Raw genomic sequence first — 24,764 nt, 5'->3', positions numbered from 1 at the left:
CACGTGCGGCATACTCAAGACACAATGTGTGGACTGCTGGCCTTCGTGTCCGCGGTGTCTGACCCGGACGGCCCGGATATCACTGACGCGGTAACCCGCGCGGCGCACTTGATGCGTCACCGCGGCCCCGACGAGTTCGGCACCTGGGCCGGCCCCGGTGTCGTGGTGGGCTTCAACCGGCTATCCATCATCGACATCGAGCATTCCCACCAACCGCTGCGGTGGGGCCCACCGGAGCATCCGGACCGGTATCTGCTGGCGTTCAACGGCGAGATCTACAACTACCTGGAACTGCGAGCCGAGCTGGCCGCGACACACGCCGCGGTGTTCGCCACCGACGGCGACGGCGAGGCTATCGCCGCCGCTTACCACTACTGGGGCCCCGAGGCGTTGCCGCGGTTGCGGGGCATGTTCGCCTTCGCGCTCTGGGACACCCACGCCGGTGAGTTGTTCTGCGCGCGTGATCCGTTCGGCATCAAACCGCTGTTCCTCGCGACCGGGCCCGGCGGCACCGCGGTAGGCAGCGAGAAGAAGTCGCTGCTGGAGCTGTCCGAACTGGTGGGATTCGACCTTGAGGACTCTGCGATCGATCCGCGGGCCCTGCAGCACTACACGGTGCTGCAGTACGTGCCCGAACCCGAGACGCTGCACCAGGGTGTGCGCAGGCTGGAGTCGGGTTGCTACGCCCGCATCCGTCCCGGCCACCCCGAACCGGAGGTCACCCGTTATTTCGTGCCTCGTTTCGCTGCCACGCCGATCACCCGCGGCACCGAGCAGGCTCGCTACGACGAGATCACCGCGGTGCTGGAGGATTCGGTCGCCAAGCACATGCGGGCCGACGTTACCGTCGGGGCGTTTCTGTCCGGCGGCATCGACTCCACTGCGATCGCGGCACTGGCGATCCGGCACAACCCCCGGCTGATCACCTTCACCACTGGCTTTGCGCGCGAAGGATTCTCCGAGGTCGACGTCGCCGCCGCGTCCGCCGAGGCGATCGGCGCACGGCATGTGGCCAAGGTGGTCAGCCCGGACGAATTCGTCACCGCGCTGCCCGAAATCGTCTGGTATCTCGACGACCCGGTGGCCGACCCGGCACTGGTTCCGTTGTTCTTCATCGCCCGCGAAGCTCGCAAGCACGTCAAGGTGGTGCTGTCCGGCGAGGGTGCCGACGAGCTGTTCGGCGGCTACACGATCTACCGGGAACCGTTATCGCTGAAGCCCTTCAGCTATTTGCCGGGACCGCTGCGACGCTCGATGGACCCGTTGTCGCGAACGTTGCCGGACGGTATGCGGGGCAAGAGCCTGCTGCATCGCGGGTCGCTGACCTTGGAGCAGCGCTACTACGGCAACGCCCGCAGCTTCTCCGACGCGCAACTGCGAGCGGTGCTGCCCGGCTTCCGGCCGGGCTGGACACACACCGACGTGACCGCGCCGCTCTACGCGCAATCGCCCGGCTGGGATTCGGTGGCCCGGATGCAGCACATCGACCTGTTCACCTGGCTGCGCGGTGACATCCTGGTCAAGGCCGACAAAATGACCATGGCCAACTCCCTGGAGCTGCGGGTGCCGTTCTTAGACCCGGAGGTGTTCGCGGTGGCGTCGAAGTTGCCGGTGTCGGCCAAGATCACCCGTACCACCACCAAGTACGCGCTGCGGCGTGCGCTGCAGCCGATCGTGCCCGCGCATGTGCTCGCGGCGCCCAAGCTCGGCTTCCCGGTGCCCATCCGGCACTGGCTGCGGGCCGGGGTGCTGCTGGAGTGGGCCTGCGCCACGGTGGACGCCGCCGCTACCAGCTCAGCAGCCCACCTGATCGACATCACCGCCGTGCGGGCGATGATCGACGAACATCGCCGGGGCGCAAGCGATCACAGTCGCCGTCTGTGGACGGTGCTGATTTTCATGCTGTGGCATGCGATATTCGTCGAGCGCTCAGTGATACCGCAGATCGCCGAGCCCTCCTACCCGGTACAGGTTTAGCCGTGAGCATGCACAAACTCGCACTCTCGGGGCCGCTGGAATGCGATTTTGTGCATGCTCGCCGGGTCTAGAGCGCGGCGGCGATCTCCGCAGCGGCGTCCTCGCCGTAGGCGCCGGCCAGCCTGCGCACCGCGACTTCGCGGTCCCAGTCCCACTCCTGGGTCCCGGTCGACTCCAGCACCAGCACCGCTACCAGCGAGCCCAGCTGCGCCGAGCGTTCCAGGGAAAGGCCGGCGCTACGACCGGTGAGGAACCCCGCCCGAAACGCGTCGCCGACGCCGGTGGGGTCGACCTGGCTGGTCTCCGGAACCACACCGACGTGGATGCACGAGCCGTCCGGATCGACCACGTCGACCCCCTTGGCACCCAGCGTGGTCACCCGCAGCCCGACCTGTTTCATCACGTCGGCCTCCGACCAGCCTGTCTTGCTCCTCAGCAGTTCCCATTCGTAGTCGTTGGTGAACAGGTAGGCCGCACCGTCGACGAGCCTGCGGATCTCCTCACCGGTCAGCCGGGCCAGCTGCTGGGACGGGTCGGCGGCGAACACCAGCCCGAGGTTGCGGCACTCCTCGGTGTGGCGAAACATCGCCTCGGGGTCGTTGGCCCCGACGACCACCAACTCCGGTGCGCCGATGGCGTCGACCACCGTGGCCAGAGAGATGTCCCGGGCCTGCGACATGGCGCCCGGATAGAACGACGCGATCTGGGCCATATCCTCGTCGGTGGTGCAGACGAACCGCGCGGTGTGTAAGGTCGTCGAGACCAGCACGCCGGCACAGTTGACACCGTGCGATTCCAGCCAGCGTCGGTAGTCGGCGAAGTCATTGCCCGCCGCGCCGACAAGGGCGACGTCGCCGCCGAGCACCCCGATCGCATAGGCCATGTTTCCGGCCACCCCGCCGCGGTGAATCACCAGGTCGTCGACGAGAAAGCTCAACGACACCTTGTGCAGGTGATCGGCCAGCAGCTGCTCGGAGAACCGGCCGGGAAAGCGCATCAGATGGTCGGTGGCGAGAGAACCGGTCACCGCGATCGTCACAAATTCCACCCTTCGTTTTCTCAGCTGAACTAGCCAAGGCTACCCAGCGCAGTGGCGTCGCGGCCGACGGGTCTTGAGCCGGTGGTGCGTTAGCCTGCCTACAGGGCCCAGCCACGGGCCCAGACCGGAGGAGACACCGATGGCCGGTCCGTATCCACCGAACCACGGTATCGGCTCGGGTATCGGATCAGTCCGGCCGATCCAGCACCCCAGCGGCCCCACCACCGGCCCGATCTTCGCTTACCCGGGGCTGTTGCCCCCGCCGGTGCCCTACCCGCCACGATCACGGCGATGGCGGGTCTTCGGCGTGGCGATGGCCGTCGTGGTGGTTGCCGCGCTGGGGGCCCTGATCGGCTACGCGGTGCACGGCGACACCGCCACGGTGGCCAACGGCAGACACACCATCACCGAAGCGCCGGCCAAGGCCGCGATTCAGGACTACCTGAACGCGCTGGAGAATCGCGACATCGACACCATCACCCGAAACACGCTGTGCGGCATCTACGATCGGGTAGCTGACCATCGATCCGATGACGCAGTTGCCAAGATGAGCAGCGACGCTTTCCGCGGACAGTTCTCCCGGGCCGAGGTGACCTCGATCGACAAGATCGTGCACTTGTCCAATTTTCAGGCCCAGGTGCTGTTCACCATGCGGGTCGCTCCGCCCCACGGCGGCAAGGCCCGCGACGACGTCCAAGGCCTGGCACAGTTACTCTCGGTCGACCACCGGTTATTGGTGTGTTCTTACGTGTTGCGCGCCGCCGGGTTCTATTGATGCCTACTGGCGCACCGGGATCAGTTGAACGAGTCGCCGCACGAACATGAGCCCCCGGCGTTGGGGTTTTCGATGGTGAAGCCCTGCTTGTCGATCTGGTCCGCGTAGCTGATCTGCGCCCCCTCGAGATACGGGGCGCTCATCCGGTCCACCGCGAGTTTTACCCCATCGAATTCCGCGACGACGTCGCCGTCGAGCGTGCGGTCGTCGAAGAACAGGTTGTAGCGCAGGCCGGCGCAGCCACCCGGCTGGACCGCGAGGCGCAGGGCCAAGTCGTCGCGGCCTTCCTGGGCAAGCAGCGACTTCACCTTCGCCACCGCCGCATCGGTCAAGATCACGCCCTTGGTTGCGGTGGCCGACTCGTCGGAAACAGTCATTGCGTCCTTCCTTTCCGGCTAGTGCTGAGGTTCGCTTGGCATGCTCGGAGTCCAGTGCCCAACGATACCCTGTGTCGACGGTATCCTTCGACACCGCTGTTCACGCCGATTTCGCCCGCTATGACGGCCTTGTCGGCCACGTTTCGAACTCGGCCGCCGTCGCCGTAGCCAGCTCCATCAGCTGGTTGGCCGCGTCGACCAGCGCCAACCGCACCGAACCGGCATGCTCGGCGATAGTCCGAACCGCCAAGATGCCGGCTGCCCGCACCGCCGACTCTTCCAGGCTGACCTGACCGGCCAACACCAGCACCGGAACGTGCACGGCCCGCGCCGTGCCGGTTATCGCGCCGACCACCTTGCCGTGCAGCGACTGCTCGTCGAGTCGCCCCTCACCGGTGACCAGCAGGTCGGCGGCGGCGATCTCCGCGCCCAGGTGGGTGTGCCGGGCGACGATCTCCGCGCCGGATTCCATCCCCGCGCCCAGTGCGAGCAGCGCTGCGCCGATGCCGCCAGCTGCGCCGGCTCCCGAAGCGGCACTGACCACCCGGCCGGCCGCCGCGTCCAGTTCGGCCCCCCAACCATCGAGGCGCTGTTCGAGCGCGATCACGGTGACAGCGTCGGCACCTTTCTGCGGCCCGAATATCCGCGCCGCTCCCCACGGCCCGAGCAGCGGGTATTCCACATCGGCCGCGGCGATCAACTCGATCCCCGCCAACCGCCGGCGCGCAGCGTCCAAGCCACCGAGCGTTTCGACCAGGCCACGGCCGCCGTCGGTGCTGGCGCTGCCGCCCAACCCGACCACAATCCGCTCCGCCCCCTCCTGCAGGGCAGCCATGATGAGCTGCCCGACTCCCCTGCTGTGGGCCGCCAGCGCGGTGCGCGGCGAGGGTGGGCCAGCCAGCAGTGCCATGCCGCAGGCCTGCGCGCACTCCACATACGCCGTCTTCGAGTCGGCGTCGAACAGCCAATCCGCTTCGACGTCGTCGTCCAGCGGGCCGGCCACCTGCAGCTCACGCACCGTCCCGAGCCGGCGGGAGAGCACCGCGACGAAGCCGGGGCCGCCGTCGGACTGCGGCGAGACGTTGAGCCGATCAGCCGGTCTGCTGCTGTGCCAGCCCGCGGCGATGGCAGCCGCCGCCCGCTCAGCGGTGAGGCTCTCGCCGTAGCAGTCCGGTGCGATCAGCACCCGTAAACCGGGCGTCTCGGCGCCGACGGCGACCTCCGCTGCCGGCGATCCGCTCATGACAGGAACGGTAGCGCTCGTCTCCTTCGAGGCCGGAGTGGAATTCCGGCACAGTAGGCTGCCACTGTGAAGCTGCCGAGCCGCAAAAAACCCGCCGACGAGGACTCTGATGACTCCGGCGAAGCCGGATCGGCCGGTGACGACGTCATGTCGACGGCTGCAACGCCCTCGCCCTCACACACCACGGCACCGAAGGGCCGGCCCACACCCAAACGCAGCGTGGCCAGCCGCCGCCGAGGTCCGGTTTTACCTGCGCCGATGACGTCCGGCCAGGCCCGCGCGCGGCGCAAGGCGCTGGCCGGCCCCAAGCTCAGCCGCGACGAACGCCGGGCCCAGAGCGCCGAGCGCCGGGCGCGAATGGCCGAGCGGCGAGAACACATGCTGGCCGGCGACGAAGCATATCTGCTGCCTCGCGATCGAGGGCCGGTTCGGCGCTACATTCGCGACGTGGTGGACGCCCGTCGCAACGTGCTCGGCCTGTTCATGCCGTCGGCGCTGGTCCTGCTGTTCATCATGATGGGGATGCCACAGATTCAGCTCTATGTCTCGCCGGCGATGATGGTCCTGATGGTAATCATGGCGATCGACGGGGTGCTGGTGGCCCGTAAGGCCACCCGGCTGGTCGACGCCAAGTTCCCCGATAACGTCGAAAGCCGCTGGAAGCTAGGGCTTTACGCTGCCGGCCGCGCTTCGCAGCTGCGCCGGATGCGAGCGCCCCGGCCCCAGGTCCGCCGCGGCGCGCACGTCAGCTGAGCCCGGACCGGCCGTGCGGAGAGAGATTCAGCGAAACCTGATGGAGTTCCCGCCGGTGTCGCCGCCCGACCCGGATGCGGCCGAGGCCGCTCGGGCCCGCCAAGCCACCCTGACCAAGCCACCGGGCTCGCTGGGACGCCTTGAGGACCTGTCGGTGTGGGTGGCATCCTGCCAGGGCCGCTGCCCGCCGCGGCAATTCGAGCGCGCCCGAGTGGTGGTGTTCGCCGGCGACCACGGCGTCGCCCGCACTGGTGTGTCCGCCTATCCGTCGGAGGTGACCGCCCAGATGGTCGCCAACATCGCCGCTGGCGGTGCAGCGGTCAACGTGCTGGCTAGTATCGCCGGGGCGGGAGTTCGGGTGGCCGACCTTGCGGTCGACGCCGAGGCGGCTTCGGAAGCCATTGGCGCACACAAGGTGTGCCGCGGCAGCGGTGACATCAGTGTCGAGGACGCGTTGACGGCCGACGAGACCGCCGCCGCGATCGAGCAGGGCGCGAAGATCGCCGACGAGGAAGTCGACGCCGGCGCGGACCTGCTCGCTGGTGGTGACATGGGCATTGGGAATTCAACCGCGGCAACGGCTTTGATCGCAGCCCTGATCGGCGAAGAGCCTGCCGGGCTCGTCGGCTACGGGACAGGTATCGACGACGCCGGGTGGGTGCGCAAAACTGCGGCGGTGCGCGACGCACTGTTCCGGTCCCGGTCGGTGCGCTCGGATCCGGTTGGGCTGCTGCGAACCTGCGGCGGCGCCGACCTGGCGGCGCTGGCTGGTTTCTGCGCGCAGGCCGCGGTGCGCCGCACCCCGCTGCTGCTGGATGGGCTGGCAGTGACGGCCGCAGCTCTGGTCGCCGAGCGGCTGGCGCCAGGCGCGCGGTCGTGGTGGCAGGCCAGCCACCGCTCCGTCGAGCCAGCGCACGGACCGGCCCTGGCGGCGCTGAACCTCCAGCCGATTCTCGATCTGCGGATGCGGCTGGGCGAGGGCACCGGAGCCGCGGTGGCACTGCCGGTGTTGCGCGCCGCGGTGGCTGTGCTGTCGTCGATGGCCACCTTCGGTGAAGCCGGGGTGTCCGGTCCGGTATCGTGATCCGCTCACTGGCAGGCGCTTTCGCATTCGGCACTGTGCTACCGGTACCCGTTGCTGACCGGCCACTCGGTCGCGGCACTGTGACGGCATTGCCGGTGGTCGGGGTGGCACTAGGTGGGCTAGCCGCGGCGGTGGTCTGGGCGGGCGGGCTGGCGTTCGGCCCGGCCAGTCCGCTGGCCGGGCTGCTGGCGGTGACCGCACTGCTGGCCGCAACGCGGGGCCTGCATATCGACGGCGTCGCCGACACCGCCGACGGGCTCGGCTGCCACCGGCCGGCCGCCCAGGCGCTGCGCGTGATGCGCGAAGGCTCGACCGGCCCGTTCGGGGTAGCCGCCGTCGTGCTGGTGATCGGGCTGCAGGGGCTGGCGTTCTCGGTGCTGGGCGCGGTGGCGATCGTGGTGGCGGTGGCGGCCGGCCGGGTCGCGGCGGTGCTGGCCTGCCGCCGCTCGGTGCCCGCAGCGCGCGGCAGCACACTGGGCGCCGCGGTCGCCGACAGTCAGCCGGTGCCGGTGGTGGCGGGCTGGGTCGCGGCGCTGGTCGGTGGGTCGGTGTGGGTCGGTCCGGCGCCATGGCAGGGGCCGGTGGCAGTGCTGGCGGCGCTGGGGTGCGGTGCGGTGCTGGTGCGGCACTGCGTGCGCCGCTTCGGCGGTATCACCGGCGACGTGCTGGGTGCCGTGATCGAATGGACCACTACGTTGGCCGCGGTGCTGCTGGCACTGCTGGTGGGGTTCGTGGTCTAATTTTGCGGCCCGGGCGCGCCGGCAGCGTCGAGCCGGCGGGAGCTGGCTCGACGACTTCCTGTGCCACACGCAGCGACGTGCCGACTTAGCCCAGCCGAGTCATCCAGCCGTGGGTGTCGGCGAAGGTGCCGCGCTGGATCCCGGTCAGCGTGTCGCGCAGCGCCATCGTCACCTCACCGGGATTCCCGTCGGCGATGCCGAATTCCCCGTCGCCGTATCTGACCTGCGACACCGGGGTGATCACGGCAGCGGTGCCGCAGGCGAACACCTCGGTGATCTCACCGGCGGCGGCTTTCTTCTGCCACTCGTCGACATCGATCTTGCGTTCCTCGACCGCGAACCCCGCGTCGGCAGCCAACTGCAGCAACGAATCCCGGGTGATGCCGGGCAACAGTGACCCGGACAGCTCCGGGGTGACCAGCCGCGCCGACCCGCCGCCGCCGAACACGAAGAACAGGTTCATCCCGCCCATCTCTTCAACGTAGCGGCGTTCCGCAGCATCCAGCCACACCACCTGGTCGCAGCCGTTGGCCGCCGCCTCCGCCTGCGCGACCAGCGACGCCGCATAGTTGCCGCCGAACTTGACCGCGCCGGTGCCGCCCGGGCAGGCCCGGACGTACTCGGTCGACAGCCAGACGCTGACCGGCTTGACCCCGCCCTTGAAATAGGCGCCGGCCGGCGACGCTATCACCAGATACCGATACTCGGCGGACGGGCGCACCCCCAGCGCCGGCTCGGTGGCGAAGACGAACGGCCGCAGGTACAGCGACTCCTCGCCGCCGGCAGCCGGCACCCAGGCGGCGTCCACGCCGATCAGCTGCCGCAGCGACTCGAGAAACAGCTCCTCGGGCAGTTCCGGGATGGCCAGCCGGCGGGCCGACGAGCGCAGCCGCGCGGCGTTGGCCTCCGGGCGAAACGACACGATCGAGCCGTCCGCCCACCGGTAGGCCTTCAGCCCCTCGAACACCTCCTGCGCGTAGTGCAGCACCACCGCCGACGGATCCAGCTCGACCGGCCCGTACGGGATCACCCGCGCATCGTGCCAACCCACGCCGTCGGTATAGTCGATCGACACCAGGTGATCGGTGTGGTATTTCCCGAAACCCGGGTCGGCCAAGATCGATTCGCGCACCCCGACGGCGGTCGGATTCGCGGTGACCGCCACGGTGAACTCGGGGACGCCGGTTTCCATTCAGCGATTGTAGACCGGCACCTCGGCCGTACCAGGCCCGTGGCTGGCACACTTGGCTGGTGGCCGATGCCCCGGACTTCGAGGCGCTTCAGGCCGCCGGAATCGCCAATGCGCGCGACCGAGGCGGTCTGATCGAGTATCTGACCGGTCTCGGCTTCAGCGCCGACGAGATGGTCGCGGCCGAACGCCGCGGCCGGTTGTTCGGGCTGGCCGGTGACGCCCAGGGATGGTCGGGGCCGCCGGTCTACAGCCTGGCCAGCGCCGCCGCCGCGCTCGATGTTTCGGTCGAGGAAGTCCAGCGCGCCTGGGCCATGCTGGGCTTGAGCGTCGCCAGTCTCGACAACCCGGCGTTGAGCCAGGCCGATGTGGACGCGCTTTCGACCTGGATCGCGATGCGAGCGCATTTCGGCGACCACGTCGACAGTTTCCTGCGGGTGCTCGGCGCGACGCTGGCCCGGCTGGCCGAGGCCGAGTCGTCGATGATCCGGATCGGTCAGCCCGACGTGTGGCTCGGCCGTACCCACGACGAACGCGCCACCGCGCGGGCTTGGCGCGCCACCACGGCGTTCATCCCCCGCATCGGAGCGATGATCGACGCTGTCCACCGCCACCACCTGGTCAGCGCCCGAACGTTCCTCGAGGGGCTCGGCGGGGGCCCGTCGGCGAGCGTGGTGTGCGGCGTCGGATTCACGGATTTGTCCGGCTTCACCGCACTGACCCAGCTGCTCACCCCGGCGGAGTTGTCGGCGCTGCTCAACGACTTCATTGCCACCGTTACCGACGTGGTGCACGCCGACGGCGGGCGGGTGGTCAAGTTCATCGGCGACGCCGTGATGTGGGTGAGTTCGACGGCCGAACTACTGGCCGAGGCCGCCGTCGACCTCGTCAACCACCCGAAAGCACGCGCAGCCGGTCTGCAGGTTCACGCCGGTCTTGCCTGCGGCGAGGTGCTGATGATCAACGGCGATTACTTCGGCAATCCGGTAAATCTGGCCGCTCGACTGGTCGCCGCCGCGCAGCCCGGGCAGATCCTTGCCGCAGCCGATGTCGTCGAGAATCTGCCCGACTGGCCCGTTACCGCCCAGGCCCCATTGATGCTCAAGGGTTTCGACGCGCCGGTCACGCCGTACGAGTTGAGTCCCACCGCCAGGTGACTATCGGGTTTTCGCCGTCACGAACGGCGGTTTTGCCACCTCACACTCCAAGGTGCGACCCCGCACGTCGACGGTGAGGTGCGCGCCGTCGGCAACGTCGGCGTCGGTGTCGATCAGCGCCAGCGCGATGCCCGCTTTCAGCGTCGGCGAGAATGTTCCCGACGTGGTGACCCCGACTTTCCGGTCACCGTCGAGGACCGTCAGCCCGGGCCGCAGCACGCCCGGTCCGAGCGCACGCAGCCCGCGCAGCAGCCGCCGCGGTCCGGCCGCCTTCTCCGCCAGCAGTGCGTCGCGGCCGAAGAAGGCGTGCTTCTTCCAGCCGACCGCCCAGCCGCAGCGGGCCTGCAGCGGCGAGATGTCGGGCGACAGCTCGTGACCGTGCAACGGATAACCCATCTCGGTGCGCAGCGTGTCCCGCGCCCCGAGACCGGCCAGCTGCCCGCCGACATCGGCGACGGCGGTCACCAGCGCATCGAACACCACCGCCGCCGACTCCCACGGCGGCAGCAGCTCGTAGCCGTGCTCACCGGTGTAGCCGGACCGGCACACCCGCACCGGCACCCGATGAAACGTCGCATCGGTGTAGGCCATGTAGTCCATGCCGGTCGGCAGTCCCAGCGCCGCAAGCACTTCGGTCGACCGCGGTCCCTGCACCGCCAACACCGCACGCGAGCGGTGCTCGTCGGTGATGGTCAGCCCGGCTGGCGCCGCCGCCCGCAGGGCGGCCACTACCGCGGCGGTGTTGGCCGCGTTGGGCACCAGGAAAATCTCGTCGTCGGCGACGAAGTAGGCGATCAGGTCGTCGACGACACCGCCGGATTGGGTGCAGCACAGTGTGTATTGAGCCTGGCCCGGGGCGATCCGGCCCAGGTCGTTGGTGAGGCACGAGTTGACGAACGCCGCGGCGCCTGGCCCGCGCACGGTGGCCTTGCCGAGATGGCTGACATCGAACAGGCCGACCGCGTCTCGGGTCGCGGTGTGCTCGGCGACGGTGCCCGCATACGAGACCGGCATCAGCCAGCCGCCGAACTCGGCGAACGCGGCGCCCAACGTGCGGTGCCGCTCTTCTAACGGTCCGTGCTGCAGGCCCGCTGTGGTGCTGGCATGGCTCACGGCAATTCACCCTAATCTCGCCTCCGGCCGCCCCGCCGGTCCGGGGTTCTCCGACGCGGCAACCGATCGCAACGGCAGACCCAGCGCATCCCCCGATGCCACCCGGCTGGCGTGTTCTACCACGAACATCGCCAGGCAGGGATTACATTGAAGTACCTCGTGAATACCCTTGCTCACGGTCTTTCGACTGCACTTGCGTTGTTAGCGTTGCGTTCTGAGCGCAGGGAGGGGCAGACAGATGGCTCGACGCACAGCGGCCCGCCGTAAAGTGGCGGGCCTGGGCACCGCTGCCGCGGCGTTCGTCGCGTACGGGCTGGCGTCGTCGGCCCTCGCGCCGGTTGCGCGCGGCGACATCCTCGACCTTTTCATCAACTCCATCGACGTCGCCGACGTGGGCAGCGCCGGCGACGAGCTGTTCGACCAGCTGGTCTACCTGCCGCTGTACACCGGCATGGAGGACTGGATTCACAGCCCGTTCGGCGCGCAGGTGGACGGCCTCATCAACACCGTGACCGGGCAGTACCTGATCGGCAACGGCGCCCCCGGAACGGCTGCTCATCCGGATGGCGGCGCCGGCGGTCTGCTGTTCGGCGACGGCGGCAACGGCTACGGCTACAGCGGCGACGGCGGGGATGCCGGGTGGTTGATCGGCAACGGCGGCAACGCCGGCAGCCCTAGCGGCGCCGGGTCCGGCGTCAACGCCTTGGCAACGACAGCCGATCCTGCTAACGATCCAGCCCCTGTCAACGGCGCACCCGGCGAAGGCGGCAGCGCGGCGACGCTGTTCGGTAACGGCGGCAACGGCACCGACGGTCATGCCGGTCAGTTCGGCGGCGACGGCGGCGCCGGCGGCGCGGGCGGCAACGGCGGGTTCTTCTTCGGTCACGGCGGCGCTGGCGGTAACGGGGGCGACGGCGGTGCTGGCACCGCGACGCATCCCGACGGTGGTGCCGGCGGCAACGGTGGTGCCGGCGGCAAGGGCGGGCTGTTCTTCGGCAGCGGCGGCGCCGGCGGCGATGGTGGCAACGGCGGCGCGGGCCAGGATGGCATTGCCGGCGGTGCCGGAGGCGCCGGCCAGGACGGCGGTGCTGGCGGCAACGGCGGCGACGCCGGCAACGGCGGTGCGGGCGGCAACGGCGGGTTCTTCTTCGGCGCCGCAGGCGCCGGCGGAACCGGCGGTGTCGGCGGCGACGGCGGCAACGGCGGTGCCGGCGGCGACGGCAGCGACGCCATCGTCGCCGGCGCGGCAGGCGGTGACGGGGGCAACGGCGGCGAGGGCGGTCATGGCGGCGCCGGCGGCAACGGTGGTGATGCCGGTCGAAGCGGCTTCCTGGTCGGCAAGAGCGCCAACGGCGACGGCGGCAACGGCGGCAGCGGCGGCAACAGTGCCGAGGGCGGCACCGGCGGCAACGGCGCCGCCGGCAGCGTCTCGCACCCCGACGGCGGCAACGGCGGCACCGGCGGCAACCTCGGTGAAGCCGGTCTCGGCGGTGCCGGCGGAGCGGTCGGCACCGGCGGCACCGGTGGCACCGCCGGCTTGGACGGCGCCGCGGGCAGGTCGATCCTCGTCGGCGGGAACGGCGGGAACGGCGGCGACGGCTTCAGCGCCACCGCCGCGGGCACCGCAGGCGGTAACGGGGGCGCCGGCGGCGACGGTGGCGACTACGGCAACGGCGGCGACGGTGGCGACGGCGGCGGTGCCACCGGCGGTGACGGGGGCAACGGCGGCGACGGCGGGGCCGGCGGATCGATCCACGGCGACGGCGGCGACGGCGGGACCGGCGGCACCGGCGCAACCGGCGGCGGCAATGGCGGCTCGGGCGGCCAGGCCGGGACCAGCGGCGACGGCGGCACCGGCGGCCGCGGCGGTGACGCCACAGCGATGGGCAACGGGGGGACCGGCGGTGCCGGCGGCTCGGGTGTATCGACGGGCAACGGCGGGGCCGGGGGCAACGGCGGCGACGCCGCCGATGGTGACGGCGGGGCCGGCGGCAACGGCGGTGACGGCGGTGCCAGTATCGGCTACGGCGGGGCCGGCGGCAACGGCGGCACCGCCAGCGGCACCGGCCACACCGGCGGCGCCGGCGGCGGCGGCGGCGACGCCAAGGCGAACGACGACGGCGGTGCGGGCGGCAACGGCGGCGACGGTGCCGCGGACGCCGGCGGCGGGGCCGGCGGCAACGGCGGCAACGGTGCGGCGATCGGTGACGGCGGCAAGGGCGGCGACGGCGGGGACGCCACGACCGACGGCACCGGCGGCAACGGCGGCGACGGCGGGGCGGGCGGCGCGCTCGGAGCCGGCGGCGCGGGCGGCGACGGCGGCAGCGGCGACGGCACCGGCTATCTCGGCGGCACCGGCGGCAACGGCGGCACCGGCGGCAACATCAACGGTGGCGCCGGCGGCAACGGCGGGACCGGCGGCAACGGCACCGACGGTGCCGCCGGTGGTGGCGGCGGCGGCGGTGGCGGCGGCGGCGGCTTCATCAACACCCGCAGCGTCAACGTCGGCGGGCCCGGCGGCGACGGCGGCGCGGGCGGCACCGGCGCCGGCGGCGACGGCGGCCACGGGGGCAACGGTGGCACCGGCGGCGCTGTCACTGTCACTGAATCCGCCGGCGGCCCCAGCACCGCCGGCTTCAGCGGCAACGGCGGCACCGGGGGCGCCGGCGGCCACGGCGGCGCCGGCAACAGCGGCGGCGCGGGCGGCAACGGCGGAACCGGCGGCGCGATCACCAATGCCGGCACCGGCGGCAACGGCGGCAACGGAGGCGACGGCGGCAACGGCTCGGCCAGCGGCCCCGGCGGTCCCGGCGGCCGCGGCGGCGACGGAGGCAGCGTCACCGACGGCGGTCACGGCATCGCCGGCGGCAACGGCGGGCCCGGCGGCAGTGACGGCACACCCGGCACCCCCGGCGAAAACGGGTGACATCGGCGGCGACTCAGCTAAGTAGTCCGCGACGAATCCGGTGGGGATTGCAGTAGCGCACGGCGGTGACGGCGGTGACGGCGGTGACGGCGGCACCACCTCAGGCAACGGTGGCGACGGCGGACCTGGCGGCTACGGTGGCTTCGGTACTAGGGTGCTGTCGCCCATCCCATCGGACAACATCGGCAACGGCGGTGCCGGCGGCCAGGGCGGCGACGGCGGTGACGGCACCGGTGTGGGTTACGCCGCCGGCCAGGGCGGCTACGGCGCCACCGGTGGTGGTGGTGGCGTTGGCGGTGACGGCGGCACCGGTGGCGACGGCGGTGACGGCACCGGCGGCGCCAGTGGGGCAACCGGCGGCACCGGCGGCGGCGGTGGGCAGGGCCTGCTGGCCAGCGGAACCGGGGCCACCGGCGGTCACGGCGGCGCCGACGGCGGCGGTCAGGGCGGTGCCGGCGGCGCGGGCGGAGCGAGCGGCAGCGGTTTCAGCAACGGACCCGGCGGCGGCGGTGGCGGCGGTGTTGGCCACGCTGGCGGCACCGGCGGTGCCGGCGGGAACGGCGGCGACGGCGGGAGCGGCACCGGTGCGCTGCGCAGCAGCAACCCGCGGGACCCCTTCCCCCTCCGCGGAGGCCTCGGTGGGGGCGGCGGGGACGGCGGCACCGGCGGCACGGGCATTGGTGTCGGCGGCGTCGGCGGTGTCGGTGGCGACGGCGGCGACGGGGGCGCCGGTATCGGCACCGCCGCCGGATTCGGCCGCGGTGGCTACGGCGGGAACGGCGGGGACGGCGGGGACGGCTACGCCGACATCGGCAGCGCTGGCGGGGCCGGCGGGAATGGCGGTGTCGGCAACCTCGGTACCGGTGGCGATGGAGGGTCCGGCGGCGACGGCGGATACCCCGGCCCCAACGGCGACGGCAGCGGCGGTGCCGGCGGCGACGGCGGCGACGGCAGCAACGGCCAGTCCGGCGGCGCCGGGAGTTCCGGCGGGGACGGCGGCGCCGACGGCACCCCCGGCACGCCCGGCACCCCGGGCCAAGACCACGGGTAACCGGGAGGGCGCCCCGCTCAGGCCGACGCCGGGCCAAGTTGAGCCTGACCCGAATCGTTAGGGTGAGTGCTCGTGAGCACTGGATACTCTCCCCCGGCCGTCAGCGTCACAACCTCGCTACCGAAGCGGAGCGCCGCCAAGGCAGTCCTGATCGTGCCGGTGGTCAGCGGCCCGGACGACGACGCGACCGTCGCCACCGTGGAACCGCCGCTGCCCGATGCCGGTGCCGCCGGAGCCGCCGGAGTCGCCGAGATCGCAGCCGGGCTGTGCGCACTGAACGCCAAGGGCACCGCCGAGCAGGTGCATCGGCTGGTGGTGCCATCGCTGCCGGTGGCCAGCGTGCTGACGGTCGGCCTGGGCAAGCCGCGCGACGAGTGGCCGGCCGAGGTGATCCGCCGGGCCGCCGGGGCGGCGGCGCGCTCGCTGAACGGCACCGAGGCGGTGGTCACCGCGCTGGGCGGGCTGCCCGGAGACGGTGTCCTCGCCGCCAGCATCGAGGGACTGATCCTGGGCGGCTACCGGTTCACCGCCTTCCGCAGCGACAGGACCGCTCCGAAAGAGCCCGGCTTGGCCGTCATCACCGCATTGTCCACCGCCCGCGACGCCAAGGCACAGGTCGCGCATGCGGTTGACGTCGCCACCGCCGTGGGCACCGCACGCGATCTCGTCAACACTCCCCCAAGTCATCTGTATCCAGACGAATTCGCCAAGAGGGCAAAGGCTTTGGGTGAGGCAGCGGGGCTGCACGTCGAGGTGCTCGACGACGTGGCGCTGACCAAGGCCGGCTACGGCGGCGTGGTCGGTGTCGGCCAGGGGTCGTCGCGCCCGCCACGGCTGGTGCGGTTGACCCACCGCGCGACCGGAAAGCGCACCAAGAAAACCAAGAAAGTCGCACTGGTCGGCAAGGGGGTCACCTTCGACACTGGCGGCATCTCGATCAAACCGGCAGCGTCGATGCACCACATGACCTCTGATATGGGCGGTGCCGCCGCGGTGATCGCCACCGTGGTGCTGGCCGCCCGCCGGGCACTGCCGATCGACGTGATCGCCACCGTGCCGATGGCCGAGAACATGCCGTCGGGCACCGCGCAGCGTCCCGGCGACGTGCTCACCCAGTACGGCGGCGCCACCGTCGAGGTGCTCAACACCGACGCCGAGGGCCGGCTGATTCTGGCCGACGCGATCGTACGGGCCTGCGAGGACAACCCCGACTACCTGATCGAGACATCGACGCTGACCGGTGCGCAGACGGTGGCGCTGGGCAATCGCACCCCCGGGGTGATGGGCAGCGACGAGTTCCGGGACCGGGTGGCGGCCATCTCGCAGGCCGTCGGCGAGAACGGCTGGCCGATGCCGCTGCCCGACGAGCTCAAAGACGATCTCAAGTCGACGGTGGCCGACCTGGCCAACGTCACCGGCCAGCGAACCGCCGGCATGCTGGTCGCCGGGGTCTACCTGCGCGAGTTCGTCGCCGACGGCCTGCCTTGGGCGCACATCGACGTGGCCGGCCCCGCCTACAACACATCCAGCCCTTGGGGCTACACCCCTAAGGGCGGCACCGGGGTGCCCACCCGCACCATGTTCGCCGTGCTGGAAGACATCTCCCAAAACGGCTAGCCCGGTCAGATCCTGGCATCGACGGCGTCGGGCAGCGCCTTCAGCAACTTCGCGTCGGCGGTGAGCAGCGTCAGCCGCTCCAGCTTCGCCTGGGCTACCAGAATTGCGTCGAAGGGATCCCGGTGAGGCAGTGCCGTGAGATCAGACGCCAGAGTGTGCTGACGGATGACGGGCAGGTCACGAAGGGCGGATCGGTGGATCGCATCGTCGAAATCGTCGGGGAGCGTGACCTTTCCGACAGCCGCCTTGATGGCGAGCTCCCAGGTGCTCGCAGCAGACACGAACACCACTGTGCTTCCCGCGATCCGATCTCGCGCCCGAATGCCCAGCCGCGGGCTGTTGTCGAGCAGCCAGAGTACGACGTGGGTGTCGAGCAAGTGGCCGTTCATGGGCACTCATACGCACTCATACACACTCATTCGATGCCGAACATCACGTTGAGATCGCTGTTGGTGTCGTCGAAGTGATCGGTGTCGTAGCGGAGGCGACCGGCGAGTTCGCCGAAGGCCACATCGGAGCGCACGTGCCGAACGAGGTCGGCAACCGGCTTGCCGGCGCGGGCGATGGTGATCGTCTCTCCGTTCTCGACGCGGGCGAGCAAATGGGAGAGGTGGGTTTTCGCGTCGTGGATGTTGACGGTCCGCATGTCAACAGCATAGCCGACTTAGTCTAGTCGGACTAACTGGCTACGGAGCGCATCGGGACATTCCACAAGCCGCCCGATGACAGGTCAGTCGGGATGGTTTCATCACTCCGCGCTGCGCTGTGGTAAGCCAGAGGGCGGACCCTGGCTGCCCCCCGACCGATCGAGGAGTCAACGACGATGACGTTCTCAGTGAAGATGCCGGCACTCGGTGAGAGCGTCACCGAGGGAACCGTCACCCGCTGGCTCAAGAAGGAGGGCGACACCGTCGAGGAGGACGAACCGCTGCTGGAGGTCTCCACCGACAAGGTCGACACCGAGATCCCGTCACCGTTCGCCGGCGTGCTGACCAAGATCGTTGCCCGCGAGGACGACACCGTCGAAGTCGGTGGGGAGCTCGCGGTGATCAGCCAGGCCGGCGACACCCCGGCTGCCGAGCAACAGTCGGCCCCGCAACCGGAACCACAACCGGAACCGCGGCCGGAAACCCGGCCCGAGCCGAAACCGGCTGCCGAACCTGCGGCGCCAACGCCGGAACCGGCGGCTCCGGCGTCCGTCGCCGCCGGCGGCACCTCGACCCCGGTGCTGCTGCCCGAGTTGGGCGAATCGGTGACCGAAGGCACGGTGACGCGCTGGCTGAAGAAGGTCGGCGACACGGTGGCTGTCGACGAGCCGCTGGTGGAGGTCTCCACCGACAAGGTGGACACCGAAATCCCGTCGCCGGTGGCCGGCACGCTGCTGTCCATCGCCGCCGAGGAGGACGCCACCGTGCAGGTCGGCGGCGAACTGGCCAGAGTGGGTGCCAGGACGGCTCTCGAACCCGAGCCAGCACCCGCACCCGCACCGCCACCCGAACCCGCACCGGCACCGCCACCGACACCACAACCCGAACCCGCGCCGGCACCGGCACCGCCACCGGCACCCACGCCGACACCGGCGCAGACCCCCCAGCCCACGCAAGCTGCCCAGCCGCCCCGCGCTGCCCAGGCTGCGCCGTACGTCACGCCGCTGGTGCGGAAGCTGGCTGCCGAACAGAGCGTCGACCTCAGCCAGGTGACCGGAACCGGGGTCGGCGGGCGCATTCGCAAGCAGGACGTGCTCGCCGCCGCTGAGGCGAAAAAGGCACCGCCCGCTCCCGCCGCTCCGGCCGGACAGCCGGCCGCTGCGCCACCGTCGGCACCCGCGCCGGTCTCCGCGCTGACACACCTGCGCGGCACCACCGCCAAGGCCACCCGGATCCGGCAGATCACCGCCACAAAGACCCGGGAATCCCTGCAGGCCACCGCTCAGCTCACGCAGACCCACGAGGTCGACATGACCAGAATCGTGGCGCTGCGGGCGGCGGCCAAAGACGACTTCGCCGAGCGCGAAGGCGTGCACCTGACCTACCTGCCGTTCATCGCCCGCGCGGTGCTCGACGCGCTCAAGATCCATCCCAACATCAACGCCAGCTACGACGAAGGCGCGGGCGAGATCACCTACTACGACGCCGAGCATCTCGGCATCGCGGTCGACACCGGGCAGGGGCTGTTGTCGCCGGTGATCCACAACGCCGGTGACCTGTCGCTGACCGGCCTGGCCCGCGCTATCGCCGACGTCGCTGCCCGGGCGCGCTCCGGCGACCTCAAGCCCGACGAACTATCCGGCGGCACCTTCACCATCACCAACATCGGCAGCCAGGGAGCGTTGCTCGACACCCCGATCCTGGTGCCTCCGCAGGCCGCCCTGCTGGGCACCGGTGCCATCGTCAAACGACCGCGGGTCATCGTCGACGACGGCGGCAACGAGTCCATCGGAGTGCGTTCGGTGTGTTTCTTGCCGCTGACCTATGACCACCGGCTGATCGACGGCGCCGACGCCGGACGGTTCCTCACCACAGTCAAGAACCGGCTCGAAGAAGGCGCGTTCGAGGCCGACCTGGGGCTGTGAGCCAGTGGCCATCTCCTCCACTGCGGTGATCGCGATCGCCGGCTCGTCCGGGCTGATCGGCTCTGCCCTGGTGTCGGCGCTGCGCGCGGCCGACCAGCACGTCCTGCGGATCGTACGCCGGCCCGTCGCCAATCCCGGCGAACTGTACTGGGACCCCGAAGGCGGCGTCTTCGACGCCGATGCGTTGCGCGGAGTCGATGCCGTGGTCAATCTGTGCGGCATCAACATCGGCCGTCGGCGCTGGTCCGGGGCGTTCAAACAGAGCTTGCGCGACAGCCGCATCACGCCGACCGAGGTGCTGTCCGCCGGTGTTGCCGATGCCGGGGTGCCGGTGCTGGTCAACGCCAGCGCGGTCGGTTACTACGGGCACACCGGCGCTCGGGCCGTCGACGAAACCGATCCCGCCGGCGCCGGTTTCCTGGCCCGGCTGTGCCAGGACTGGGAGGCGGCGACCGTGACCGCCCAGCGGGCCGGCACCCGCGTAGTGCTGGCCCGCAGCGGCGTGGTGCTGGCCCGGGCCGGCGGTGCGCTGGGCCGGCTGCGGCTGCTGTTCTCCCTCGGCCTGGGTGCCCGGTTGGGCAGCGGACGCCAGTACATGTCGTGGATCAGCTTGGAAGACGAGGTGGCCGCACTGCGCTTCGCAATATCGCAGAGCACGTTGTCCGGTCCGGTCAACCTCACCGGACCGGCGCCGGTGACCAACGCCGAATTCACCGCCGCACTGGGCCGCGCACTCGGCCGGCCCACCCCGCTCATGCTGCCCGGATTCGCGGTGCGCGCCGCGCTCGGTGAATTCGCCGACGAGGGTTTGCTGGCCGGCCAGCGTGCCATTCCGGCCGCACTCGAGGACGCCGGTTTCCGGTTCCGCCACAACACGATCGGCGAGGCCATCGATTACGCAACCGCCAGCCGGGTCGCGCCGTAGCCATGCGCTCCATCCGTTCCAGTGCCGCACCGGTCGAGGTGCGGCAGTTAGGCAGGGTCGACTACCGCGCCGCGTGGCAGCTGCAGCGGGACCTGGCCGACACCCGGGTGGCCGGCGGCCCGGACACCCTACTGCTGCTGGAACATCCCCCGGTCTACACCGCCGGGCGGCGCACCCAACCGCACGAACGCCCGGTGGACGGCACCCCGGTCGTCGACACCGACCGCGGCGGAAAGATCACCTGGCACGGACCCGGACAACTGGTGGGATATCCCATCATCGGTCTCACCGAACCGCTCGATGTGGTCAATTACGTTCGGCGTCTTGAGGAATCGTTGATTCACGTTTGTCACAGCCTGGGCCTGAACGCGGTTCGCGTCGACGGCAGGTCCGGGGTATGGCTGCCACCCGACGGCCACCGCCCCGCCCGCAAGGTGGCCGCCATCGGGGTGCGGGTGTCACGGGCGACCACCCTGCACGGGTTCGCGCTCAACTGCGATTGTGACCTCAGCGCGTTCGCATCGATCGTTCCGTGTGGGATCACCGACGCCGGGGTCACCTCGCTGACGGCCGAGCTAGCATGCCTGACCAGTGTCGATGACATCCGTACCGCCATGGCCGAGGCGGTCGTGGATGCTTTGGACGGAATGCTGCCGGTGCGTGAACATTTCGCGTCAGGCGTAACATCGTCACGGTGAGCGTCGTCGGAGAAGGCCGCAGGCTGGGCCGTCAGGAGGCACGCAACGCCGCGACCCCGATCGAACGCAAACCCTCGTGGATAAAAACCCGGGCCAAGATGGGACCCGACTACACCGAACTGAAGGGGATGGTTCGCCGGGAGAAGCTGCACACGGTCTGCGAGGAGGCGGGCTGTCCCAACATCTACGAGTGCTGGGAGGACCGGGAGGCCACCTTCCTGATCGGTGGTGAAGTCTGCACCCGCCATTGTTCTTTCTGCCTGATCAAGAGCGGCAAGCCCGGCGACGTCGACCGCGACGAGCCACGCCGGGTCGCCGAAAGCGTGCAGGCAATGGGCCTGCGCTACTCCACCGTGACCGGAGTCACCCGAGACGACCTGGACGACCAGGGTGCCTGGCTGTACGCCGAGACCGTGCGCGCCATCAAAGCACTCAACCCGTCGACCGGTGTCGAGCTGCTGATCCCCGACTTCAACGGCGTTCCGGAGTTGCTGCGCACGGTGTTCGAAACCCGCCCGGAAGTGTTGGCGCACAACGTCGAAACCGTACCGCGGATTTTCAGGATGATCCGGCCCGCATTCGACTACGCGCGCAGCCTCGACGTGTTGACCCAGGCTCGTGACTTCGGGCTGGTGGCCAAGAGCAATCTGATCCTGGGCATGGGTGAGACCCCCGACGAGGTCCGGGATGCGCTCTCCGCGATCTACGACGCCGGTGCCGAGCTGGTCACCATCACCCAGTATCTGCGACCGTCGCCGCGGCATCATCCGATCGATCGGTGGGTCAAGCCCGAGGAGTTTGTCGCCCATGCCGCATACGCCGAACAGCTCGGCTTCGCCGGCGTGATGTCCGGGCCGCTGGTGCGCTCGTCGTATCGGGCCGGGCGGCTCTACCGGCAGGCCCTGGAGAAGCGGGCTGTCCTGGCAGGTCACCGCGGTGTTGGCTGACACCTACGAGGACCACGATCTGCGTCGATCACTCCCCCTCGTGGTCCGTCTACACCTTGATCACGGTGAGGGCGGGACAAGCGCTTGCGATCTGGTCGAAGTCGGCATCCTGTGTGACGACCGGAAGACCGTGCTCGATCGCGGTTGCCGCGATCAAAGCGTCTGTCAGCTTTACTGCGCGGTGCACACCCGCGGCTCGACAGTCCGCAACGAGACGTGCCCACGAAACGATCACCGCTTCACCAACCGGGATGGGATCCGCCGCGCGTGCCAGCGCGAGGGTGTCCGCGCGTCGTGCTTTGGTCGCCGAATCGTCCGCATTGAGCACACCCAGTTGCAGTTCGCCGATCGTGATGACGGAAAGTGCCACGCGGTCAGGAAGTTTCGTAAGAGCACGGCCACTTTCACGCGCGATAAAAACTGACGTGTCGAGAAGACCGACTTCGGCCTCAGTCACAGCTCATCGAGGGTCTGACCGGAAAGTTCATCGAGTTCGGCGGTGAGACCTGCGTCGGCGGAGCGTTCGGCCAACTCGGTTCGCAGACGTTCCCCAGACAGCCAACGGACGCGGCGTCGGTGCGGGACAATATCGGCGACCGGCTCACCATGGACCGTCAGCGTCACCTGCTCGCCGGCCTTGACCGCGTCGACCACCTGGCGTGTGAGATTCCGCAGATCCCGAACACCAACCTCCATGTGCTACACCGTAGCATAATTCTTGATTGCAGCGACTCCAGGGCGGGCGAAAGATTCTGCAGCGTTAGGCGTTAGGCCCCGTTTGACCGAATTCTTGGGCGGCACACCCCAAACGCCAGCAAGTATCAGCGACCGATAAACGCTGGGTATCCTTGGAGGCTATGCCCAGATCGCGCACCGCAGCCGAGAACAAGGCCGCCCGAGCGGCGGCAAAAGCCACCCGCAAGGCCGCTGCCAGGGACCGCCGCGCGCAGCTCTGGCAGGCATTTGCGTTGCAGCGCAAGGAGGACCGGCGACTGCTGCCGTACATGATCGGCTCCTTTGTGCTGGTCGTGGGTGTCTCGGTGGCGATGGGGCTGGCGGGCGGCATGTTCATCCGGGTGACCATGATCCCGCTCGGCGTGGTGCTGGGGGCGCTGGTGGCGTTCGTCATCTTCGGGCGCCGTGCCCAGCGGTCGGTCTACCGCAAGGCTCAGGGTCAGGCCGGCGCGGCGGCGTGGGCACTGGAAAATCTGCGGGGCAAGTGGCGGGTAACCCCGGGCGTGGCCACCACCGGGCACTTCGACGCCGTGCACCGCGTGATCGGGCGTCCCGGCGTGGTCTTCGTCGCGGAAGGGTCACCCGCCCGGATCAAACCACTGCTGGCCCAGGAGAAGAAACGCACCGCACGGCTGGTCGGGGATGTCCCGATCTACGACGTCGTGGTCGGCACCGGCGACGGCGAAGTCCCGCTGGCCAAGCTGGAGCGTTTCCTGACCAAGCTGCCGAGCAACATCACCGGCAAACAGATGGACTCGCTGGAGTCCCGATTGACTGCGCTGGGTTCGCGCACCGGCGGCGCGGCGGCGCCGAAGGGCCCGCTGCCCACCGGTGCCAAGCTGCGCGGTGTGCAGCGCACCGTGCGCCGTCGGTAACCCCCCGCTCAGCGTCGCACCACCGCGGTATGCGTGGCCCGGTCCTGCAGACCGCGTCCGTCGCCGTCGACGAACAACGCCGGGATCACCAGCGCGATCATCGTTCCGCGCAGCACGGCGCGGCCGATGCCGACGTGCATCCGGTGATCCACCGAAGCCACCCGCAGACCGCAGGCGAACTGTCCGGGGGTGAACCCGAACAGGCGCACGGCGACGGCACCGAGCAACAGCCAGACCACCAGCACCGCCGTCGCCAACGCCGCCGGCGTGACCAAGCCGAACGTCATCCCCAGCGCCGCCAGCCCGTAGGCCACCAACCAGTCGAGGGCCAACGCCGGCAACCGGCGCCCCATCGGAGCCAGCGAACACGATCCACGTTCCGGCAAGCCCAGCGATGAGAGCATGCGAGCCATGGCCCTACCATAGGCGGGCCGCGACCTGACCGGCGTGCGCAGTAACGTCGGCGCAACAAGCGGTTGACGCCGGGGCAACATCGGCTCACTAGCGTCTGCCTGAGCTACCACTGAAGGAGGGCACTTCTGTGACCAACAAGACTGCCGACGACATTCTCAAGCTCGTCGCCGACGAGAACGTCGAATATGTCGACGTCCGATTTTGTGACCTGCCCGGCGTCCTGCAGCATTTCACCATCCCGGCGTCGGCGTTCGACAAGAGCGCTTTCGAAGACGGGCTGGCCTTCGATGGCTCCTCGATCCGGGGCTTCCAGTCCATCCACGAGTCCGACATGGTGTTACTAGCCGACCCGAACACCGCACTCATCGACCCGTTTAGGGCCGCTAAGACTCTCAACCTGAACTTTTTCGTGCACGACCCGTTCACGCTCGAAGCGTATTCGCGCGACCCGCGTAACGTTGCCCGCAAGGCGGAGAGCTACCTGGCCAGCGCCGGCATCGCCGACACCGCCTACTTCGGCGCGGAAGCCGAGTTCTACATCTTCGACTCGGTGTCCT

The 24,764-nt window shown here is 70.0% G+C and carries 24 protein-coding genes and 1 pseudogene; 15 read left to right on the top strand and 10 right to left on the bottom strand.

The annotated features are described in order from the left end of the window. The first annotated feature begins 24 nt into the window (after positions 1-24). Entirely contained in the window at positions 25-1,977 is a 1,953-nt protein-coding gene (gene asnB, locus AC2VOP_RS11900) for an asparagine synthase (glutamine-hydrolyzing) (RefSeq protein ID WP_486961153.1), read from the top strand. A gap of 67 nt (positions 1,978-2,044) precedes the next feature. Here asnB and AC2VOP_RS11895 read toward each other — a convergent pair whose 3' ends face one another. Further along, on the bottom strand, positions 2,045-3,016 hold the full coding sequence (locus AC2VOP_RS11895; RefSeq protein ID WP_486961163.1) for a carbohydrate kinase family protein: 972 nt from the start codon (positions 3,014-3,016) through the stop codon (positions 2,045-2,047). Positions 3,017-3,155: 139 nt separating this feature from the next. Here AC2VOP_RS11895 and AC2VOP_RS11890 point away from each other — a divergent pair, with 139 nt between their 5' ends. Then, entirely contained in the window at positions 3,156-3,791 is a 636-nt protein-coding gene (locus AC2VOP_RS11890) for an Rv0361 family membrane protein (protein WP_486961152.1), read from the top strand. A 20-nt stretch (positions 3,792-3,811) separates the two neighbouring features. On the opposite strand, the gene AC2VOP_RS11885 is transcribed toward AC2VOP_RS11890, so the two are convergent. After that, the gene (locus tag AC2VOP_RS11885; RefSeq protein WP_486961151.1) at positions 3,812-4,168 is read right to left on the bottom strand and encodes a HesB/IscA family protein; all 357 of its coding nucleotides are present in this window, start codon (positions 4,166-4,168) and stop codon (positions 3,812-3,814) included. 118 nt (positions 4,169-4,286) lie between these two features. Beyond that, positions 4,287-5,411 (bottom strand): glycerate kinase family protein, encoded by a 1,125-nt coding sequence (locus tag AC2VOP_RS11880; protein ID WP_486961150.1) that lies wholly within the window; start codon positions 5,409-5,411, stop codon positions 4,287-4,289. Positions 5,412-5,477: 66 nt separating this feature from the next. Here AC2VOP_RS11880 and AC2VOP_RS11875 point away from each other — a divergent pair, with 66 nt between their 5' ends. The 3 genes from AC2VOP_RS11875 to AC2VOP_RS11865 are packed head-to-tail and all read left to right on the top strand — an operon-like array spanning position 5,478 to position 7,988. After that, positions 5,478-6,164, top strand: a complete 687-nt coding sequence (locus AC2VOP_RS11875) for a DUF3043 domain-containing protein (RefSeq protein ID WP_486961149.1) — start codon at positions 5,478-5,480, stop codon at positions 6,162-6,164. 37 nt (positions 6,165-6,201) lie between these two features. Then, positions 6,202-7,248, top strand: a complete 1,047-nt coding sequence (gene cobT / locus AC2VOP_RS11870) for a nicotinate-nucleotide--dimethylbenzimidazole phosphoribosyltransferase (RefSeq protein WP_486961162.1) — start codon at positions 6,202-6,204, stop codon at positions 7,246-7,248. Beyond that, positions 7,245-7,988 carry an adenosylcobinamide-GDP ribazoletransferase gene (locus AC2VOP_RS11865; RefSeq protein ID WP_486961148.1) on the top strand — a complete coding sequence of 248 codons (744 nt, stop codon included), beginning with the start codon at positions 7,245-7,247 and terminating at the stop codon, positions 7,986-7,988. The genes cobT and AC2VOP_RS11865 overlap by 4 nt, the downstream gene beginning before the upstream one ends. An 85-nt stretch (positions 7,989-8,073) precedes the next feature. Here AC2VOP_RS11865 and AC2VOP_RS11860 read toward each other — a convergent pair whose 3' ends face one another. Further along, the gene (locus tag AC2VOP_RS11860) at positions 8,074-9,180 is read right to left on the bottom strand and encodes a branched-chain amino acid aminotransferase (protein WP_486961147.1); all 1,107 of its coding nucleotides are present in this window, start codon (positions 9,178-9,180) and stop codon (positions 8,074-8,076) included. Positions 9,181-9,239: 59 nt separating this feature from the next. Between AC2VOP_RS11860 and AC2VOP_RS11855 the strand changes: the two genes are divergently transcribed. Beyond that, complete coding sequence (locus tag AC2VOP_RS11855) at positions 9,240-10,334, top strand: adenylate/guanylate cyclase domain-containing protein (protein WP_486961146.1); 1,095 nt, start codon at positions 9,240-9,242, stop codon at positions 10,332-10,334. Here AC2VOP_RS11855 and gcvT read toward each other — a convergent pair whose 3' ends face one another. Continuing rightward, positions 10,335-11,447: a glycine cleavage system aminomethyltransferase GcvT gene (gene gcvT, locus AC2VOP_RS11850; protein WP_486961145.1), complete on the bottom strand. Its 1,113-nt coding sequence runs from the start codon at positions 11,445-11,447 to the stop codon at positions 10,335-10,337. It abuts the gene before it with no gap. Positions 11,448-11,685: 238 nt separating this feature from the next. Here gcvT and AC2VOP_RS11845 point away from each other — a divergent pair, with 238 nt between their 5' ends. From AC2VOP_RS11845 to AC2VOP_RS11835, 3 genes are all read left to right on the top strand, one after another. Then, positions 11,686-14,373, top strand: a complete 2,688-nt coding sequence (locus tag AC2VOP_RS11845; RefSeq protein ID WP_486961144.1) for a PE family protein — start codon at positions 11,686-11,688, stop codon at positions 14,371-14,373. A 40-nt stretch (positions 14,374-14,413) separates the two neighbouring features. Then, positions 14,414-15,424, top strand: coding sequence for a hypothetical protein (locus AC2VOP_RS11840; protein WP_486961143.1), 1,011 nt, complete (start codon positions 14,414-14,416; stop codon positions 15,422-15,424). Between the two features lie 72 nt (positions 15,425-15,496). Then, on the top strand, positions 15,497-17,041 hold the full coding sequence (locus tag AC2VOP_RS11835) for a leucyl aminopeptidase (protein ID WP_486961142.1): 1,545 nt from the start codon (positions 15,497-15,499) through the stop codon (positions 17,039-17,041). A gap of 5 nt (positions 17,042-17,046) precedes the next feature. Here AC2VOP_RS11835 and AC2VOP_RS11830 read toward each other — a convergent pair whose 3' ends face one another. Both AC2VOP_RS11830 and AC2VOP_RS11825 read right to left on the bottom strand, forming a co-directional pair. Then, positions 17,047-17,430 carry a type II toxin-antitoxin system VapC family toxin gene (locus AC2VOP_RS11830; protein ID WP_486961141.1) on the bottom strand — a complete coding sequence of 128 codons (384 nt, stop codon included), beginning with the start codon at positions 17,428-17,430 and terminating at the stop codon, positions 17,047-17,049. 26 nt (positions 17,431-17,456) lie between these two features. Then, entirely contained in the window at positions 17,457-17,687 is a 231-nt protein-coding gene (locus AC2VOP_RS11825) for a type II toxin-antitoxin system Phd/YefM family antitoxin (protein WP_486961140.1), read from the bottom strand. A gap of 177 nt (positions 17,688-17,864) precedes the next feature. Between AC2VOP_RS11825 and sucB the strand changes: the two genes are divergently transcribed. Genes sucB through AC2VOP_RS11805 form a run of 4 tightly spaced genes read left to right on the top strand, consistent with a single transcriptional unit; the run spans position 17,865 to position 22,183 of the window. Next, on the top strand, positions 17,865-19,613 hold the full coding sequence (gene sucB, locus AC2VOP_RS11820; RefSeq protein WP_486961139.1) for a 2-oxoglutarate dehydrogenase, E2 component, dihydrolipoamide succinyltransferase: 1,749 nt from the start codon (positions 17,865-17,867) through the stop codon (positions 19,611-19,613). 10 nt (positions 19,614-19,623) lie between these two features. Continuing rightward, complete coding sequence (locus AC2VOP_RS11815) at positions 19,624-20,538, top strand: TIGR01777 family oxidoreductase (RefSeq protein ID WP_486961161.1); 915 nt, start codon at positions 19,624-19,626, stop codon at positions 20,536-20,538. Positions 20,539-20,540: 2 nt separating this feature from the next. Further along, a complete protein-coding gene (lipB, locus tag AC2VOP_RS11810) occupies positions 20,541-21,236 on the top strand; it encodes a lipoyl(octanoyl) transferase LipB (RefSeq protein WP_486961138.1) in 696 nt (231 codons plus the stop codon). Beyond that, a complete protein-coding gene (locus AC2VOP_RS11805) occupies positions 21,233-22,183 on the top strand; it encodes a lipoyl synthase (protein WP_486961137.1) in 951 nt (316 codons plus the stop codon). Before lipB ends, AC2VOP_RS11805 begins: the two co-directional genes overlap by 4 nt. A 139-nt stretch (positions 22,184-22,322) precedes the next feature. On the opposite strand, the pseudogene AC2VOP_RS11800 reads toward AC2VOP_RS11805, so the two are convergent. Beyond that, positions 22,323-22,640: pseudogene (locus tag AC2VOP_RS11800) on the bottom strand (PIN domain-containing protein); the annotation flags it as partial. Next, positions 22,637-22,879 carry a type II toxin-antitoxin system Phd/YefM family antitoxin gene (locus tag AC2VOP_RS11795; protein WP_486961136.1) on the bottom strand — a complete coding sequence of 81 codons (243 nt, stop codon included), beginning with the start codon at positions 22,877-22,879 and terminating at the stop codon, positions 22,637-22,639. The pseudogene AC2VOP_RS11800 and the gene AC2VOP_RS11795, both read right to left, overlap by 4 nt. A 161-nt stretch (positions 22,880-23,040) precedes the next feature. Here AC2VOP_RS11795 and AC2VOP_RS11790 point away from each other — a divergent pair, with 161 nt between their 5' ends. Continuing rightward, positions 23,041-23,793, top strand: a complete 753-nt coding sequence (locus tag AC2VOP_RS11790; RefSeq protein WP_486961135.1) for a DUF4191 domain-containing protein — start codon at positions 23,041-23,043, stop codon at positions 23,791-23,793. Between the two features lie 8 nt (positions 23,794-23,801). Here AC2VOP_RS11790 and AC2VOP_RS11785 read toward each other — a convergent pair whose 3' ends face one another. Beyond that, positions 23,802-24,206, bottom strand: a complete 405-nt coding sequence (locus AC2VOP_RS11785) for an RDD family protein (RefSeq protein WP_486961134.1) — start codon at positions 24,204-24,206, stop codon at positions 23,802-23,804. Between the two features lie 128 nt (positions 24,207-24,334). Between AC2VOP_RS11785 and AC2VOP_RS11780 the strand changes: the two genes are divergently transcribed. After that, a partial coding sequence (locus AC2VOP_RS11780; RefSeq protein ID WP_486961133.1) for a glutamine synthetase beta-grasp domain-containing protein occupies positions 24,335-24,764 on the top strand: 430 nt, incomplete at its 3' end.

Source organism: Mycobacterium sp. TH-M106 (assembly GCF_057473765.1).
The sequence above is the reverse complement of the archived record's forward strand: the minus strand, read 5'-3'. Positions and strand labels throughout refer to the sequence as shown.

Bases quoted from the DNA above. Each gene is read 5' to 3' on its own strand.
- asnB (WP_486961153.1), top strand. From the start codon at position 25: ATGTGTGGACTGCTGGCCTTCGTGTCCGCGGTGTCTGACCCGGACGGC.
- AC2VOP_RS11890 (WP_486961152.1), top strand. From the start codon at position 3,156: ATGGCCGGTCCGTATCCACCGAACCACGGTATCGGCTCGGGTATCGGA.
- AC2VOP_RS11885 (WP_486961151.1), bottom strand. From the start codon at position 4,168: ATGACTGTTTCCGACGAGTCGGCCACCGCAACCAAGGGCGTGATCTTG.
- AC2VOP_RS11880 (WP_486961150.1), bottom strand. From the start codon at position 5,411: ATGAGCGGATCGCCGGCAGCGGAGGTCGCCGTCGGCGCCGAGACGCCC.
- AC2VOP_RS11860 (WP_486961147.1), bottom strand. From the start codon at position 9,180: ATGGAAACCGGCGTCCCCGAGTTCACCGTGGCGGTCACCGCGAATCCG.
- AC2VOP_RS11845 (WP_486961144.1), top strand. From the start codon at position 11,686: ATGGCTCGACGCACAGCGGCCCGCCGTAAAGTGGCGGGCCTGGGCACC.
- AC2VOP_RS11830 (WP_486961141.1), bottom strand. From the start codon at position 17,430: ATGAACGGCCACTTGCTCGACACCCACGTCGTACTCTGGCTGCTCGAC.
- AC2VOP_RS11825 (WP_486961140.1), bottom strand. From the start codon at position 17,687: ATGCGGACCGTCAACATCCACGACGCGAAAACCCACCTCTCCCATTTG.
- sucB (WP_486961139.1), top strand. From the start codon at position 17,865: ATGACGTTCTCAGTGAAGATGCCGGCACTCGGTGAGAGCGTCACCGAG.
- lipB (WP_486961138.1), top strand. From the start codon at position 20,541: ATGCGCTCCATCCGTTCCAGTGCCGCACCGGTCGAGGTGCGGCAGTTA.
- AC2VOP_RS11795 (WP_486961136.1), bottom strand. From the start codon at position 22,879: ATGGAGGTTGGTGTTCGGGATCTGCGGAATCTCACACGCCAGGTGGTC.
- AC2VOP_RS11790 (WP_486961135.1), top strand. From the start codon at position 23,041: ATGCCCAGATCGCGCACCGCAGCCGAGAACAAGGCCGCCCGAGCGGCG.
- AC2VOP_RS11785 (WP_486961134.1), bottom strand. From the start codon at position 24,206: ATGGCTCGCATGCTCTCATCGCTGGGCTTGCCGGAACGTGGATCGTGT.